This is a genomic window from Streptomyces luteolus (genome assembly GCF_029968015.1).
GTDB classification, from domain to species: domain Bacteria; phylum Actinomycetota; class Actinomycetes; order Streptomycetales; family Streptomycetaceae; genus Streptomyces; species Streptomyces luteolus.
Genome location: NZ_JASCIS010000001.1, coordinates 262,689 through 277,844 on the forward strand (window position 1 = coordinate 262,689; position 15,156 = coordinate 277,844).

The window sequence follows — 15,156 nt, forward strand, 5'->3', positions numbered from 1 at the left end:
CTCAACAAGCATGACTACGGCCCGAGTTGGGCCGTGCAGAGGATTCCTGGGGGCTGACCCCAGACCCCCCAAGAAAACTTCGGGCCCAACAAGGAGAGCAGGGAACCCAGATGGCGGAGCTCACGATCCGGCCGGAGGAGATCCGGGACGCGCTGGAGAACTTTGTCCAGGCGTACAAGCCGGACGCGGCCTCGCGCGAGGAGGTCGGTACGGTCACCCTGGCCGGCGATGGCATCGCGAAGGTCGAGGGCCTGCCCTCGGCCATGGCCAACGAGCTGCTGAAGTTCGAGGACGGCACCCTCGGTCTCGCTCTGAACCTCGAAGAGCGCGAGATCGGTTCGATCGTCCTCGGCGAGTTCAGCGGAATTGAAGAGGGCCAGTCGGTCTCCCGTACCGGCGAGGTCCTGTCGGTCGCCGTGGGCGAGGGCTACCTCGGCCGCGTCGTCGACCCGCTCGGCAACCCGATCGACGGCCTCGGCGAGATCGAGACCACCGGCCGCCGCGCCCTCGAGCTGCAGGCCCCCACGGTCATGGACCGCAAGTCGGTCCACGAGCCGATGGAGACCGGCTACAAGGCCGTCGACGCGATGACCCCGATCGGCCGCGGTCAGCGTCAGCTGATCATCGGTGACCGCCAGACCGGCAAGACCGCCCTGGCCGTCGACACGATCATCAACCAGCGCGACAACTGGCGCTCCGGTGACGTGAACAAGCAGGTCCGCTGCATCTACGTCGCCATCGGTCAGAAGGGCTCGACCATCGCCTCCGTGCGTGGTGCCCTCGAAGAGGCCGGCGCCCTCGAGTACACGACGATCGTCGCCGCCCCGGCGTCCGACCCGGCGGGCTTCAAGTACCTGGCCCCCTACACCGGTTCGGCCATCGGCCAGCAGTGGATGTACGAGGGCAAGCACGTCCTCATCATCTTCGACGACCTCTCGAAGCAGGCCGACGCCTACCGCGCCGTGTCCCTGCTGCTCCGTCGTCCGCCGGGCCGTGAGGCCTACCCGGGTGACGTCTTCTACCTGCACTCCCGCCTCCTCGAGCGCTGCGCCAAGCTCTCGGACGAGATGGGCAAGGGCTCGATGACCGGTCTGCCGATCGTCGAGACCAAGGCGAACGACGTGTCGGCGTTCATTCCGACCAACGTCATCTCCATCACCGACGGCCAGTGCTTCCTGGAGTCGGACCTCTTCAACGCCGGTCAGCGCCCCGCGCTGAACGTCGGTATCTCCGTCTCCCGAGTCGGTGGTTCCGCGCAGCACAAGGCGATGAAGCAGGTCTCCGGCCGCCTCCGCGTGGACCTCGCCCAGTTCCGTGAGCTGGAGGCGTTCGCCGCCTTCGGTTCCGACCTGGACGCCGCGTCGAAGGCCCAGCTGGAGCGCGGTCAGCGCATGGTCGAGCTGCTCAAGCAGGCTCAGTACCAGCCGATGCCGACCGAGGACCAGGTCGTCTCCGTCTGGGCCGGCACCACCGGCAAGATGGACGACGTGCCGGTCGCCGACATCCGCCGCTTCGAGCGCGAGCTCCTGGACCACCTGCACCGCAAGGAGCAGGGCCTGATGACCTCCATCAAGGAGGGCGGCAAGATGTCCGACGACACCCTCACGGCTGTCGCGGACGCCATCGCGGAGTTCAAGAAGCAGTTCGAGACCTCCGACGGCAAGCTGATCGGCGAGGACGCTCCGGCAGCCGTCGACGTCTCCAAGTGACGACGGAAGGGACCTGACTCATGGGAGCCCAGCTCCGGGTCTACAAGCGTCGCATCCGGTCCGTCACCGCGACGAAGAAGATCACGAAGGCGATGGAGATGATCGCCGCCTCGCGTGTCGTCAAGGCACAGCGCAAGGTGGCGGCCTCCACGCCGTACGCGACCGAGCTCACGCGCGCGGTCACCGCGGTGTCGACGGGTGCGAACGACAAGCACCCGCTGACCACCGAGGTGGAGAACCCGACCCGGGCCGCGGTCCTGCTCCTCACGAGCGACCGTGGTCTGGCCGGCGCCTTCAACTCCAACGCGATCAAGTCGGCGGAGCAGCTCACCGAGAAGCTCCAGGCCGAGGGCAAGCAGGTCGACAGCTACATCGTCGGCCGCCGTGGCATCGCCCACTACAACTTCCGCGAGCGCAAGATCGCGGGGGAGTGGACCGGCTTCACGGACGAGCCCTCGTACGCGGACGCCAAGGCGGTCGCCGGGCCGCTGATCGAGGCCATCGAGAAGGACACGGCCGAGGGCGGCGTGGATGAACTCCACATCGTCTACACCGAGTTCGTCTCGATGATGACGCAGAACGCGGTCGAGTCCCGACTGCTTCCGCTCAGCCTCGACGAGGTTGCGGAGGAAGCGGGCACCAAGGACGAGATCCGCCCGCTGTACGACTTCGAGCCGTCGGGTCAGGACGTCCTGGACGCCCTGCTTCCGCGGTACGTCGAGAGCCGTATCTACAACGCGCTGCTGCAGTCGGCTGCCTCCAAGCACGCCGCGACCCGCCGCGCGATGAAGTCGGCGACCGACAACGCCGGAGAGCTGATCAACAACCTCTCCCGGCTTGCCAACGCGGCCCGCCAGGCCGAAATCACCCAGGAAATCAGCGAGATCGTCGGCGGCTCCGCAGCTCTGTCCGACGCGACCGCGGGGAGTGACAAGTAATGACGACCACTGTTGATACGGCCGTTGCCACGGGCCGCGTCGCCCGGGTGATCGGCCCGGTCGTCGACGTGGAGTTCCCCGTCGACGCGATGCCGGACATCTACAACGCCCTGCACGTCCAGGTGGCCGACCCGGCCAAGGACGGCGAGCTGAAGACGCTGACGCTCGAGGTCGCCCAGCACCTCGGCGACGGCATCGTCCGCGCGATCTCCATGCAGCCCACCGACGGCCTGGTCCGCCAGGCCCCGGTGACCGACACGGGCGACGGCATCACCGTTCCCGTCGGCGACTTCACCAAGGGCAAGGTGTTCAACACCCTCGGCGAGGTGCTGAACGTCCCCGAGGAGAACGCCAACGTCGGTGAGCGCTGGTCCATCCACCGCAAGGCGCCGAACTTCGACGAGCTCGAGTCGAAGACCGAGATGTTCGAGACCGGCGTCAAGGTCATCGACCTTCTCACCCCGTACGTCAAGGGTGGAAAGATCGGTCTGTTCGGCGGTGCCGGCGTCGGCAAGACGGTGCTCATCCAGGAGATGATCTACCGCGTCGCCAACAACCACGACGGTGTCTCCGTGTTCGCCGGTGTCGGTGAGCGCACCCGTGAGGGCAACGACCTCATCGACGAGATGTCCGAGTCGGGCGTCATCGACAAGACCGCGCTTGTCTTCGGTCAGATGGACGAGCCGCCGGGCACCCGTCTCCGTGTGGCCCTCGCCGGTCTGACCATGGCGGAGTACTTCCGCGACGTCCAGAAGCAGGATGTTCTCTTCTTCATCGACAACATCTTCCGCTTCACGCAGGCCGGTTCCGAGGTGTCGACCCTGCTCGGCCGTATGCCCTCCGCGGTGGGCTACCAGCCGAACCTGGCCGACGAGATGGGTCTCCTCCAGGAGCGCATCACCTCGACCCGTGGTCACTCGATCACGTCCATGCAGGCGATCTACGTCCCTGCGGACGACCTGACCGACCCGGCCCCGGCCACCACGTTCGCCCACCTCGACGCGACGACGGTTCTCTCCCGTCCGATCTCCGAGAAGGGCATCTACCCGGCCGTGGACCCGCTGGACTCCACGTCCCGCATCCTGGACCCGCGGTACATCGCGCAGGACCACTACGACGCCGCCATGCGCGTCAAGACGATCCTGCAGAAGTACAAGGACCTCCAGGACATCATCGCGATCCTCGGTATCGACGAGCTCGGCGAGGAGGACAAGCTCGTCGTCCACCGTGCCCGTCGCGTGGAGCGCTTCCTGTCGCAGAACACCCACGTCGCCAAGCAGTTCACCGGCGTCGACGGTTCGGACGTGTCCCTCGAGGAGTCGATCGCGGCCTTCAACGCGATCTGCGACGGCGAGTACGACCACTTCCCCGAGCAGGCGTTCTTCATGTGCGGTGGCATTGAGGACCTCAAGGCCAACGCCAAGGAGCTCGGCGTCTCCTGAGTCCCCTGACTCACGGGAGGGGTGGGCGCGTCCCGCCCCTCCCGGTACGCCCACTAGAATTTGACCCAACACCCGGCAGAACCCGCCGGGTGGTGACCCGAGGAGCCACCCTTGGCTGCTGAGCTGCACGTCGAGCTGGTCGCCGCCGACCGCCAGGTCTGGTCCGGCGAGGCCACCCTGGTCGTGGCGCGCACCACGTCCGGCGACATCGGCGTCATGCCCGGTCACCAGCCGCTGCTCGGTGTGCTGGAGTCGGGCCCTGTGACGATCCGTACGACCTCCGAGGTCGGCACGATCGTCGCCGCGGTGCACGGCGGTTTCATCTCGTTCGCGGACAACAAGCTGTCGCTGTTGGCCGAGACCGTGGAAATGGCCGACGAGATCGATGTTCAGCGTGCGGAGCGGGCGCTGGAGCGTGCGAAGTCGGAGGCCGACGCGGCCGCCGAGCGTCGCGCGGACGTCCGCCTTCGTGCGGTGGCGGCGCGCTGACGACGGCGCGACGCGGAGTGTGACTCAGCCGCGGCCAGGACCGGAGCGATCCGGACCGGGCCGCGGCTGAGGCGATGCAGGTGCATGGTCGGTTTGCGTGACTGGACGGAGCGAGGAGGTCGGTGCCGATGATCCTCGCTGTGGTTGTGTGCGCGCTGGTGGTCGTGCTCGTGTTGGTGGGGCTCTTCGTCTTCGGGCTGCGCAGGCGCCTGATCCAGCGGTCCGGCGGCACTTTCGACTGTTCCCTGCGGTGGAACGCGCCCGAGCCCGGGGACACGTCCGGCAAGGGCTGGAGCTATGGAGTGGCCCGGTACAACGGCGACCGCATCGCCTGGTTCCGGGTCTTCTCGTACGCGCCGCGGCCGCGGCGGGTGCTTGAGCGGTCCGCGATCGAGGTCGTGGACCGGCGTGCGCCCGACGGCGAGGAGGAGCTGGCGTTGCTCTCCGATGCGGTGGTGCTTGGTTGTACGCATGACGGGACGCGGATCGAGCTTGCGATGAGTGAGGATGCGTTGACCGGGTTCCTTGCGTGGCTGGAGGCGGCGCCTCCGGGGCAGCGCGTCAACGTGGCTTAGGTCTGTTCTTTCCCCTCCCCGCCCCTTCCCGAAAGTCCTGCGGACAGCCACGGGGGCCAGCCCCCGGACCCCCGCTCCTCAAACGCCGGAGGGGCTGATTTTTCAGCCCCTCCGGCGATTGAGGAGGCCTGTCCGGCGAGGACTTCGGGAAGGGGCGGGGAGGGGAAGAAGAAGGCCGGGCCGACGAGGGGCATACCCGTCGACCCGGCCTCCGTTCAAGTGGCCTAGCCCAAACCAGCGTTGATCGCCGACACCAGCTCACCGTCCGCCGTGTCCCCGCTGAACTCCCAGAAGAACGCGCCGCCGAGCGACTGGTTCTTCGCCCAGCTCATCTTGGACTTGATCGTCGCCGGGGTGTCGTACGACCACCAGTCCGAGCCGCAGTGGGCGTACGCCGTGCCCGCGACGACCCCATTGGCCGGGCACTTGGACTTGAGGACCTTGTAGTCCTCGATGCCCGCCTCGTACGTGCCGGCCGCCGCGCCCGTCGCCGTGCCGCCCGGTTCCTTCTGGGTGACGCCGGTCCAGCCGCGGCCGTAGAAGCCGATGCCGAGCAGCAGCTTCGAGGACGGGACTCCCTTGGCCTTCAACTTGGCGATCGCCGCAGCGGAGTTGAAGCCCTCCTGCGGGATGCCCGCGTACGAGGTGAGCGGGGAGTGCGGGGCCGTGGGGCCGGTCTTGGCCCAGGCGCCGAAGAAATCGTACGTCATCACGTTGTACCAGTCGGCGTACTGGGACGCGCCGCCGTAGTCCGCGGCGTCGATCTTGCCGCCGGACGAGGCGTCGGCCGTGATCGCGGCCGTGACCAGGGCGTCCTGGCCGAACTCGGCGCGGAAAGCCTGCATCATGTCCTTCATCACGGCCGGGCCGCTGGTGTCGCAGCTGAGGCCGCAGGCGTTGGGGTACTCCCAGTCGAGGTCGATGCCGTCGAAGACATCGGCCCAGCGCGGGTCCTCCACCAGGTCGTGGCAGGACTTGGCGAACGCGGCCGGGTTCTTCATCGCGTCCGGGAAGCCGCCGGACCAGGTCCAGCCGCCGAACGACCAGAGCACCTTGATGTGCGGGTACTCGGCCTTCAGCTTGCGCAGCTGGTTGAAGTTGCCGCGAAGGGGCTGGTCCCAGGTGTCGGCCACGCCGTCCACGGACTGGTCGGCGGTGTAGGCCTTGTCGTAGTCGGCGTACGCGTCACCGATCGTGCACTTGCCGCCTTGGACGTTGCCGAAGGCGTAGTTGATGTGCGTGATCTTGGCCGCGGAGCCTGAGGTGACCAGGTTCTTCACGTGGTAATTGCGGCCGTACACACCCCAGTTGGTGAAGTAGCCGAGCTTGACCTGGTCGCCGGGGCCGGGGCCCGGGTCGGTGCCGCCGCCGGTGGTGCGCACCGCGCGGGCGCCGCTGACCGGTCCGGTCTGGTCGGCGGTGTCCCGGGCCTGGACGCTGTACGAGTAGTCGGTGCCGGCGGTGAGCCCGCTGTCGGCGTACGACGTGCCGGTGACCGTCGCGACCTTGGCGCCGTCGCGCAGCACGTCGTAATTCTTGACGCCTTTGTCGTCGGTGGCTGCGCTCCAGCTGAGCTTGACCGAGGTGTCGGTGATGTCCGCGGCCGTGGGGGTGCCGGGGGCGGAGGGCGGGTTGTCGCCGGGGACGCTGCCGCCGTCGCAACTGCCTCCGTTGAGCGCGCAGTTGGCGGGGGCGCCGGTGCCCGTACCGTTGAAGCCGAAGCTGACGGAGGCGCCGGGGGCGAGTGTGCCGTTCCAGGACTTGTTCTTGGCGGTCCAGCGGTTGCCGGAGTTCGTGACGTCGGCGTCCCAGGCCGAGGTGACCTCGGTGCCGGTGGGGAAGTCCCACTGGACGGTCCAGGAGGCCAGGGCGGCGGTGCCGGTGTTCTTCACCGTCCACTTGCCCTCGAAGCCGTTCCCCCAGTCCTGGGTCTTGGTGTACGTGGCGGTAGCCTCCGAGACTGCCCCGGCGGCCGGGGCGGCCGGGGCGGCCTGGGTGGGTCCTGCGAGTGCGACGAGCGAGCCGAACGGCAGCAGCAGGGTCGCGAGTCCTGCCGTGAGTCTGTGCCGTGATCTGAACCTGAAGCGCATGGTGCGCCTCCTCGGGATGAGGTCCGGACGTATGGGGTGGGGGGACCCTGCGACGCCCGTGAGCACGTCGTCGACGTGTGCTGTGCTCACCGCAGTGCCGTGAGAGTAGAAAGGTCTGGACCTTACGTCAATAGGTCTGGACCACTGAATCCCGCCATCCCCGGCCCGCCATCCCCGGCCCGCCATCCCCGGCCCGCCATCCCCGGACCGGCGGCCCCGGACCGGCGGCCCGGAGCGCGCTCAGACGTTCAACTCCTGTGCCAGTACGGCCGCTTGGACCCTGCTGCGCAGCTCCAGCTTCCCCAGCAGCCGGCTCACATGGGTCTTCACGGTGGCCTCCGCCATGTCCAGACGTACCGCGATCTCCGCGTTGGACAGGCCCTGGCCGAGGCAGCGGAGGACCTCGCGCTCGCGGCGGGTCAGGGCGTCCGCGGCCTTCAGGACAGCGGCGTCGGGGGCGCTCCGCGCGCGGGCGGGCTTCGCGGCGAACTCGGCGATCAGGCGGCGGGTCACGGCGGGCGCGATCAGGCCCTCGCCGCGCGCCACCGTGCGGACCGCGTCGAGCAGGTCCTTGGCGTCGGTGTTCTTCAGCAGGAACCCGGAGGCGCCCGCGCGCAGCGCCCCGAAGACGTACTCGTCCAGGTCGAAGGTGGTCAGGACCAGCACGTCGGCGAGCTGCTCGGCCACCACCCGGCGGGTGGCCGCGACGCCGTCGAGGCGGGGCATCTGGACGTCCATCAGGACCAGATCGGGGCGCAGTTCGCGGGCGCGGGCCACCGCCTCCTCGCCGTCCGCGGCCTCGCCGACGACCTCGATGTCCGGGGCACTGCCCAGGATCAGGACGAGGCCCGCGCGTACGGCCGACTGGTCCTCGGCGACCAGGACCCGGATCATGCGCTTCCTCCTTCGTGGGCCTTCACGGTGGCTTCCCCGGCGGGCAGCGCGGCCCCTACGTACCAGATCTCGCCCTCGGCGCTGTCGCGCGGGCCCGCCTCGAACTCCCCGCCGAGCAGCGAGGCCCGCTCCCGCATGCCGACGAGCCCGGCCCCCGAGCCCGGTGCGCGCGGCCCCGACGGATCGCCGAAGGGGCTGGTCACCGTCACCGCCAGGGTCCGCTCGGCGAGGCTCAGGGCGACGTGGACGGGGCCGGGTGCGGCGTGCTTGAGGGCGTTGGTGAGGGACTCCTGGACGATCCGGTACGCGGCCAGCTCGACCGGGGCCGGGAGGCGGGCGGAGTCGGTGCGGCGGTCGTCGAGAGTGACGTCCAGGCCGTTGGTGCGGGCCTGTTCGGCGAGGGCGGCGAGGCTGTCGAGGGTGGGTGCCGCCGCCGGTTCGTGGTCGTCGCTGCCGTCCCGGAGCAGACCGATGAGGCGGCGCATCTCGGCCAGTCCGTCGACGCTGTTCTCGCGGATCACGCCGAGGGCGTCGCGGGTGGTGCGGGGGTCGTCCAGGGAGAGCGCGGCGGTGGAGTGGATGGCGATGGCGGACAGGTGGTTGGCGACCATGTCGTGCAGCTCGCGGGCCATCCGGGCGCGTTCGGCGGTGACGGCCTGGGTGCGGTCCATCTCGGCGAGCAGCGCGGTCTGCTGGGCCCGCAGCCGGGCGGCCTCGGCGGCGTCCCGGTGGTTGCGGACGATGGCGCCCGTGGTGGCGGGGGTGAAGGTGATGAGGCCGACCATGAGGCCGAGCAGTACCGCCTCGGGCTGCTGGTACCAGGCCAGGAAACCGAGCGTGGCGGCGACCGTGGCGAGCCCGGTGGCCCACGGAAGACGCCGGGCGGCGGCGGGCGAGCCGTACAGGACGGCGGCGTACGCGAGGTCCGCGAAGAGGATGATGGTCACGAGGTTGCCGGGCGTGAACTGGTCGGCCACCAGCGCGAGCGTGCCGAGGGCGAGCGCGGTCTGCGGCAGCGTGCGGCGCAGCAGCTCCAGGCCGGACATGAGGGCCAGCGGTACGAGGAGCCAGGCGTCCGGGAGCGAGGGGACGGGCGCGGTGCGTATGCCGAGGCCGATGCCCCAGAGGACGAGCCCGCCGAGCAGGCCGGAGAGGGCGATCAGGACGTCGACGCGGTGCGGCCGGGGCAGGCTCGCGACTCCCGCGCGTCGGCGCGGCGGGCGGTCGGCCTCGCGGGGTCGGCTCTCGGAAGTCACGCTCCCCATCCAACACGGCGGGCGGCGCCGTGGCCTCCGTACGCGGATCGAGGTGGGGCGGTGCGGGACTGCATCCTTCGATGTACTCGCGGTTCGTCAGCGCAGACGACGAAGGGGCGGGGTACGGACGGGACGCTGGAGGGACCGTGAGAGGAGAGTCCCGTGATCGTCACGCTCATCATCATCTGCGAGGTCGGCTTCTGGGTGCTGCTCGCCCTGGCCCTCGCCCTGCGGTACGGGGCGAAGATGCCGCGCGCGAGCGTCGCCGTCCTGCTCTGTGAGCCGCTGCTCGAAGTGGTCCTGTTCGTGGCCACGGCGATCGATCTGCGCGGCGGCGCGGAGCCGGACTGGAAGCACGGCCTCGCGGCGGCCTACATCGGCTACTCGATCGCGCTCGGCCACTACACGGTCAAGTGGGTCGACGTCCGCGTCGCGCACCGCTTCTTCGGCGGCCCGCCGCCCACCACCCCGAAGTACGGCATGGCCCGCGCGCTGCACGAGTGGAAGCTGGCGGCCCGCTGGGTGCTCGCCTCGGCGATCGCGCTCGGGCTGCTGCAGTGCGCGATCTGGTACGTCGAGGGCTCGGGGGACGTCAGCTCGCTGGAGGCGTGGCAGCAGCGGATGCTGTTCGTGGTCGGGATCAACGTGGTGATCGCCGGCGCGTACACCCTGTTCCCGAAGAAGGCCCCGGCCGGTGTCGGCGACGGGGCCTCCGCGAAGGAACTCAGCAGGCGCTGAGGGTCACCGCTCGCCGCCGGGAACCCACAGCACGTCACCGACCTCCTTGTTGGCGACGCGGGCCAGGATGAACAGGAGGTCGGACAGGCGGTTGAGATACGTCGCCGTCAGCGCGTTCATCGTCTCGCCGTGTGTTTCGAGCGCCGCCCAGGTGGACCGCTCGGCGCGCCGGACGACCGTGCACGCCTGGTGCAGCAGGGCCGCGCCGGGCGTGCCGCCGGGCAGGATGAACGAACGGAGCTTCTCCAGCTGCTCGTTGAAGTGGTCGCAGTCCGCCTCCAGCTTGTCGACGTAAGTCTGCTCGACGCGCAGCGGCGGGTATTCGGGGTTCTCGACGACCGGCGTGGAGAGGTCGGCGCCCACGTCGAACAGGTCGTTCTGGACCCGCGTGAGGACGCCCACGACCTCCTCGTCGAGGCCGCCGAGGGCGATCGCGGTGCCGAGCACGGCGTTGGCCTCGTTGGCGTCGGCGTACGCCGCGATCCGCAGATCGGTCTTGGGGGCGCGGCTCATGTCGCCCAGAGCGGTGGTGCCGGTGTCCCCGGTGCGGGTGTAGATGCGCGACAGAATGACCATGGGGCCGAGGTTACTCCCGACCTCCGCCGCGCGGACGCCGACCTTTCCGCCGGAAAACGCCCCAACTACGCGGTGCGGACAAGTGGATCGAGCCACTGCGTGTGATGTCCGTCAGATGAGACGTGACGCGTATCTCGTACTGCCCCAAGGGGGCCTCACGCCCGCTAGTCTCCGCCGGAGAGTTCGTTGTTAACCACGGGTAAGACCGCAACTGTCAAAGGGGATCGCACAGTGGCACGGAAGCTCGCCGTCGTCGGAGCCGGACTCATGGGGTCCGGTATCGCTCAGGTCTCCGCCCAGGCGGGCTGGGACGTGGTCCTTCGCGATGTCACCGACGCGGCCCTGACCCGTGGCACCGACGGCATCAAGGCCTCGTACGAGAAGTTCGTGAGCAAGGGCAAGCTCAGCGCCGAGGACGCCGAGGCAGCGCTGGCCCGGATCACCACGACCACCGATCTGGACGGCGCCGCCGACGCGGACGTCGTACTAGAGGCCGTCTTCGAAAAGCTTGAGGTCAAGCACGAGATCTTCCGTACGCTCGACAAGCTCGTGCGCCCCGAGACCGTGCTCGCCTCCAACACCTCCGCCATCCCGATCACCAAGATCGCGGCCGTGACGGAGCGTCCGGAGCGGGTCGTCGGAGCGCACTTCTTCTCGCCGGTGCCGATGATGCAGCTCTGCGAGCTGGTCCGCGGCTACAAGACCAGCGACGAAACCCTCGCCACCGCAAGGGAGTTCGCCGAGTCGGTCGGCAAGACCTGCATCGTCGTGAACCGCGACGTCGCGGGCTTCGTCACCACTAGGCTGATCTCCGCCCTCGTGGTGGAGGCCGCCAAGCTCTACGAGTCGGGCGTCGCCACCGCCGAGGACATCGACATCGCCTGCAAGCTGGGCTTCGGCCACGCGATGGGCCCTCTGGCCACCGCCGACCTGACCGGGGTCGACATCCTGCTGCACGCGACGAGCAACATCTACACGGAATCCCAGGACGAGAAGTTCGCTCCGCCGGAGCTGATGCGCCGCATGGTCGACGCCGGCGACATCGGCCGCAAGAGCGGGCAGGGGTTCTACCAGCACTGAACCGCCGTACCCCGGCCGGACATCCGTACGCGACCCGTACGGGCACCGGCCGGGTCCCCCTCAGGGGTGAATTGCGTATCGGTTCGCTCACGGACGACAACTTCCTCGTCCGTGGGCCCGTCAGTTCAGTGAGACCACAGTTGGGACGTACGTGACGACGGTGGCGACGACGCCACAGCACTCTCGGGAGCGCATATGCACATCAGGGGCGACCACGCCGAGCTGACCGTCGGGGGCAGCCTCGACGTCCGAAGCGCGGCGGACGCCCGGACTGTCCTGCACTCGGCCCTGGACGAGGGTGTGGGCGACCTCGTCCTCGACCTCTCGGACCTCGCCGCCCTCGACGCCACCGGACTCGGCGTCATCATGGGCGCCCACCGCCAGGCCGGCCGCTGCGGCCGCCGCCTGGTGCTGCGCAACGTACCGCCGCAGATGCAGCGACTGCTCGTGGCCACCCGGCTGCACCGCATCCTCGCGATCGAGGGCGGAATCGGGGCGCACCCCCTGTAGTCCCGCGTGGCCGTGCAGCCCTGTGGCCCTGGAACAGGGCCGCCGCGACAAATCCGGTGAGACCCTGACGTCTCGGACGTCACGCCACCCCAGGTGTTCCCCGACACCGCGCCACGGTCTAGGGTTCGGTCGCTCACCCCTATCCCGTGAGTGCCGGACCAGAAGCGACAGAGCCGTATGCGAAAGGCCGGGGAAGCCAAGGCATACGAAGCTTTTGGGGGCTTTGACCATGGACCCGACGAGCCGGGGACCCGAGGAGCACGGTCAGCACGGCCGCGGCCCCGACGACCCCGCGACGCCCGCGCACCCCGCGGGCCCGCACCGCGACTCCTCCCCGAACTCCGCGAGCCGGGGCTACCCGAGCGCCCCGGAGTTCTCAACTGCCGCGCCCGTACGGACAGTTCAGCTGACCTCCGGGGACTATCTGCTGACCGTCAACCCCGTCGACGGCAGCGAGATCGAGCCATGCCCGCCCGGCGAGCAGCCCGCGCATCCGCAGCGGTACGACGCGGACGAGCGCGCCGCCCGCCGCAGCGCCGCCCTGCCGCCCCCACCGCCCGGCCCCGCCCGGGTCCGGCCGCCGCTCCTGGAACGCCAGGAGGTACGCGAACGGCTCACCCGGCTGCTCGCCCGCGGCCGCTCCGTACGCCTCACCGGGCCCGCGGGCTCCGGGCGCACCTCGCTGCTCGACGCCCTCGCCGAGGACTGCGCCGACCTCGCGCCCGACGGCGTCGTCCGGCTCTCCGGCCACCGCCGCACCCCGGCCGAACTCCTCCACGAGCTGTACGCCGCCGTGTACGCCTCGCCCGGACACCGGCCCGACGAGGCCGAGCTCCGCGCCTGCGTCCACGACATCGGCGCCGTCGTCGTCCTCGACGACCTGGAGTTCGGCGGCGCCGCCCTGCAGGACTTCCTCGACGCCACCCCCGAGTGCGCCTACCTGCTCGCGGCCACCCCGGACGTCGCCGCGCCCTCCGCCGAGTCGCACCTCGAAGAGGTCTTCCTCGGCGGCCTCGACCGGGCCGCGGGCCTGAAGCTCCTCGAACTCGCCACCGGCCGCCCGCTCAGCGACGAGGAGGAGGCCCTCGCCGGCGACCTGTGGTTCGAGTCCGAAGGGCTCCCGCTGCGCTTCATGCAGGCCGGTGCGCTGCTGCGGCAGCGGGACCGGCTCCTCGCCGAGCGCGTCGAACAGGGGGACGCCGAGGCCGACCCCGACCCCGACCTCGTACCGCTGCCGTCCCTCGCCGAGGCCGCGGCGCCCGCCGCGCTGCTCGCGTCCCGGCTCAGCGAATCCGCCCGCGCCACCCTGGAGTTCGCGGTCGCGCTCGGCGGCGAGGTGCCGCACCAGGCGCATCTGCCCGCCCTCGTCGGGGACACCCACGCGGACGCCGCGCTCGGCGAGCTCGCCGCCACCGGGCTCGTCGGCCCCACCGGCGCGCGCCACCGGCTCGCCGCCGGCGTCCTCACCCAGCTGGAAGCCGCCGGGTACGGGGACACCGCGCCCGCCCGCGCGCACGCCGCCGCCCAGCACTACGCCTGGTGGGCCGGCCACCCCTCCGTCACCGCTGAACGCGCCACCGCCGAGTCGGACGCGCTGATCGCCGCGCTCGGCGTGCTCGTGCCCGGCACCGAGTCCGGGCACCTCGGCTCGGCCGTCCTGCTCGCCCGCACCGCCGCACCCGCGCTCGCGGCGGGGCTCGCCTGGGGCGCCTGGGAGCGGGTCCTGCGGATCGGCCAGGAGGCGGCCAGGCTCGCCGGTGAGGTGGCCGAAGAGGCGTACTTCCACCACGAGTTGGGCGTCCTCGCGCTCCTCGGCGGCCAGCTGGAGCGAGCCCGTACGGAGCTGGAGGCGTCCATCGGGATGCGCGGCGCGCTCGCCGACAAGCGGGGCACCGTCGCGGGCCGCAGGGCCCTCGCCCTGGTCTCCGACCGCGACGGCACCACACCGCCCGCGGGCCTTCCGGTGAGCCGGCGGGAGGACGGGGCGCCGTGTGCGGTGTCCGCCGCGCCGCCGCACCCCGGCTTCGCGCCGGACGAGGTCCAGACGGTGGTGAGCCGGGCGGCCGCCGAGTCGCAGGAGGACGGCCCGCGCAAGGCGGCCGTCGCCGGTACGCGACGCAACCTCGCCGCGGCCGGGGCGGGTGCGCTGCTCGCGGTCGTCCTCGGCACCGTGGTGACGCTCGGCGCGATCTCCGACGACGAGACACCGCCCGACACGGTCAGGCCCGACCGTACGAGCGGGCAGCAGGACGACGACCTGCCCGCGGACCTGCCGGAGGACGAGCGGAGCAGCGGCCCGGCCGCGCCGTGGACGCCGGGCACCTCGGGCTCGCCCGGCAGCGGCTCGCCCTCGGACAGCCCGAGCGGCGGCGAGTCCCCGAGCCCGAGCGGTTCGCCCTCGGACGACCCGACGACCACGAAGCCGCCGAGCTCCTCCAAGCCTCCTACGACGACGAAGCCGCCGTCCTCGTCGAAGCCTCCGACGACCACGAAGCCGCCGACGTCCTCACCGCCGCCGTCCTCCCCGGACCCGGAGCCGGACCCTTCGGACACGGACCCCGGCTCCAGCGAACCGGCGAGCAGCAGCGCGGCGGCGCCGTCGGGCAGCGGGGCGCCTTCGGGGGTGGAGAGTTCGGCTTGAGGGCGGCGTGCTTTTCCCCTACCCGCCCCTTCCCGAAAGTCCTGCGGACAGCTCTGGGGGCTGCGCCCCCAGGCCCCTGCCCGGGGCTGCGCCCCTGGACCCCGCTTCGGGGGCCAGCCCCCGGACCCCCGCTCCTCAAACGCCGGAGGGGCTGAATTTGCCGGTGGGGCGGGTTTTTTAGGGGCGCGGGGAACTGCGCGACCAGCCACGACGGCGCG

General features: G+C 70.7%; 13 protein-coding genes. 9 read left to right on the plus strand and 4 right to left on the minus strand.

The genetic code is table 11. The features are described from left to right. The first annotated feature begins 110 nt into the window (after positions 1 to 110). The 5 genes from atpA (at position 111) to QIT00_RS01215 (ending at position 5,153) form a co-directional block, all read left to right on the plus strand. Complete coding sequence (gene atpA / locus QIT00_RS01195) at positions 111 to 1,709, plus strand: F0F1 ATP synthase subunit alpha (protein ID WP_282533104.1); 1,599 nt, start codon at positions 111 to 113, stop codon at positions 1,707 to 1,709. A gap of 20 nt (positions 1,710 to 1,729) precedes the next feature. After that, the gene (locus tag QIT00_RS01200) at positions 1,730 to 2,647 is read left to right on the plus strand and encodes a F0F1 ATP synthase subunit gamma (protein WP_282533105.1); all 918 of its coding nucleotides are present in this window, start codon (positions 1,730 to 1,732) and stop codon (positions 2,645 to 2,647) included. After that, positions 2,647 to 4,089, plus strand: coding sequence for a F0F1 ATP synthase subunit beta (gene atpD, locus QIT00_RS01205; RefSeq protein WP_282533106.1), 1,443 nt, complete (start codon positions 2,647 to 2,649; stop codon positions 4,087 to 4,089). The genes QIT00_RS01200 and atpD overlap by 1 nt, the downstream gene beginning before the upstream one ends. Before the next feature lie 111 nt (positions 4,090 to 4,200). Then, entirely contained in the window at positions 4,201 to 4,578 is a 378-nt protein-coding gene (locus QIT00_RS01210; RefSeq protein ID WP_282533107.1) for a F0F1 ATP synthase subunit epsilon, read from the plus strand. A gap of 128 nt (positions 4,579 to 4,706) precedes the next feature. Then, positions 4,707 to 5,153, plus strand: a complete 447-nt coding sequence (locus QIT00_RS01215) for a DUF2550 domain-containing protein (protein WP_282511660.1) — start codon at positions 4,707 to 4,709, stop codon at positions 5,151 to 5,153. 224 nt (positions 5,154 to 5,377) lie between these two features. Here the strand turns inward: QIT00_RS01215 and QIT00_RS01220 are convergent, their stop codons facing one another. From QIT00_RS01220 to QIT00_RS01230, 3 genes are all read right to left on the minus strand, one after another. Then, positions 5,378 to 7,243: a glycoside hydrolase family 18 chitinase gene (locus QIT00_RS01220; RefSeq protein WP_282533108.1), complete on the minus strand. Its 1,866-nt coding sequence runs from the start codon at positions 7,241 to 7,243 to the stop codon at positions 5,378 to 5,380. 240 nt (positions 7,244 to 7,483) lie between these two features. Next, positions 7,484 to 8,137 (minus strand): response regulator, encoded by a 654-nt coding sequence (locus QIT00_RS01225; protein WP_282533109.1) that lies wholly within the window; start codon positions 8,135 to 8,137, stop codon positions 7,484 to 7,486. Further along, a complete protein-coding gene (locus tag QIT00_RS01230; RefSeq protein ID WP_408909688.1) occupies positions 8,134 to 9,402 on the minus strand; it encodes a sensor histidine kinase in 1,269 nt (422 codons plus the stop codon). The genes QIT00_RS01225 and QIT00_RS01230 overlap by 4 nt, the downstream gene beginning before the upstream one ends. Positions 9,403 to 9,555: 153 nt before the next feature. On the opposite strand from QIT00_RS01230, the gene QIT00_RS01235 reads away from it, so the two are divergent. Next, positions 9,556 to 10,131 (plus strand): hypothetical protein, encoded by a 576-nt coding sequence (locus tag QIT00_RS01235; protein ID WP_282533110.1) that lies wholly within the window; start codon positions 9,556 to 9,558, stop codon positions 10,129 to 10,131. A gap of 3 nt (positions 10,132 to 10,134) precedes the next feature. Here the strand turns inward: QIT00_RS01235 and QIT00_RS01240 are convergent, their stop codons facing one another. Continuing rightward, positions 10,135 to 10,707 carry a cob(I)yrinic acid a,c-diamide adenosyltransferase gene (locus QIT00_RS01240; protein ID WP_282533111.1) on the minus strand — a complete coding sequence of 191 codons (573 nt, stop codon included), beginning with the start codon at positions 10,705 to 10,707 and terminating at the stop codon, positions 10,135 to 10,137. A 231-nt stretch (positions 10,708 to 10,938) separates the two neighbouring features. On the opposite strand from QIT00_RS01240, the gene QIT00_RS01245 reads away from it, so the two are divergent. From QIT00_RS01245 to QIT00_RS01255, 3 genes are all read left to right on the plus strand, one after another. Next, positions 10,939 to 11,787 carry a 3-hydroxyacyl-CoA dehydrogenase family protein gene (locus QIT00_RS01245; protein WP_282533112.1) on the plus strand — a complete coding sequence of 283 codons (849 nt, stop codon included), beginning with the start codon at positions 10,939 to 10,941 and terminating at the stop codon, positions 11,785 to 11,787. Between the two features lie 195 nt (positions 11,788 to 11,982). Then, a complete protein-coding gene (locus QIT00_RS01250) occupies positions 11,983 to 12,297 on the plus strand; it encodes an STAS domain-containing protein (protein ID WP_282533113.1) in 315 nt (104 codons plus the stop codon). Positions 12,298 to 12,526: 229 nt separating this feature from the next. Next, positions 12,527 to 14,938 (plus strand): P-loop NTPase family protein, encoded by a 2,412-nt coding sequence (locus QIT00_RS01255; RefSeq protein ID WP_282533114.1) that lies wholly within the window; start codon positions 12,527 to 12,529, stop codon positions 14,936 to 14,938. Positions 14,939 to 15,156: the final 218 nt, after the last annotated feature.

Coding starts and splice junctions, on each gene's coding strand:
- QIT00_RS01225 (WP_282533109.1), bottom strand. CDS start 8,137: ATGATCCGGGTCCTGGTCGCCGAGGACCAGTCGGCCGTACGCGCGGGC.
- QIT00_RS01230 (WP_408909688.1), bottom strand. CDS start 9,402: ATGGGGAGCGTGACTTCCGAGAGCCGACCCCGCGAGGCCGACCGCCCG.
- QIT00_RS01200 (WP_282533105.1), top strand. CDS start 1,730: ATGGGAGCCCAGCTCCGGGTCTACAAGCGTCGCATCCGGTCCGTCACC.
- QIT00_RS01250 (WP_282533113.1), top strand. CDS start 11,983: ATGCACATCAGGGGCGACCACGCCGAGCTGACCGTCGGGGGCAGCCTC.
- QIT00_RS01220 (WP_282533108.1), bottom strand. CDS start 7,243: ATGCGCTTCAGGTTCAGATCACGGCACAGACTCACGGCAGGACTCGCG.
- QIT00_RS01255 (WP_282533114.1), top strand. CDS start 12,527: ATGGACCCGACGAGCCGGGGACCCGAGGAGCACGGTCAGCACGGCCGC.
- atpD (WP_282533106.1), top strand. CDS start 2,647: ATGACGACCACTGTTGATACGGCCGTTGCCACGGGCCGCGTCGCCCGG.
- QIT00_RS01215 (WP_282511660.1), top strand. CDS start 4,707: ATGATCCTCGCTGTGGTTGTGTGCGCGCTGGTGGTCGTGCTCGTGTTG.
- QIT00_RS01240 (WP_282533111.1), bottom strand. CDS start 10,707: ATGGTCATTCTGTCGCGCATCTACACCCGCACCGGGGACACCGGCACC.
- atpA (WP_282533104.1), top strand. CDS start 111: ATGGCGGAGCTCACGATCCGGCCGGAGGAGATCCGGGACGCGCTGGAG.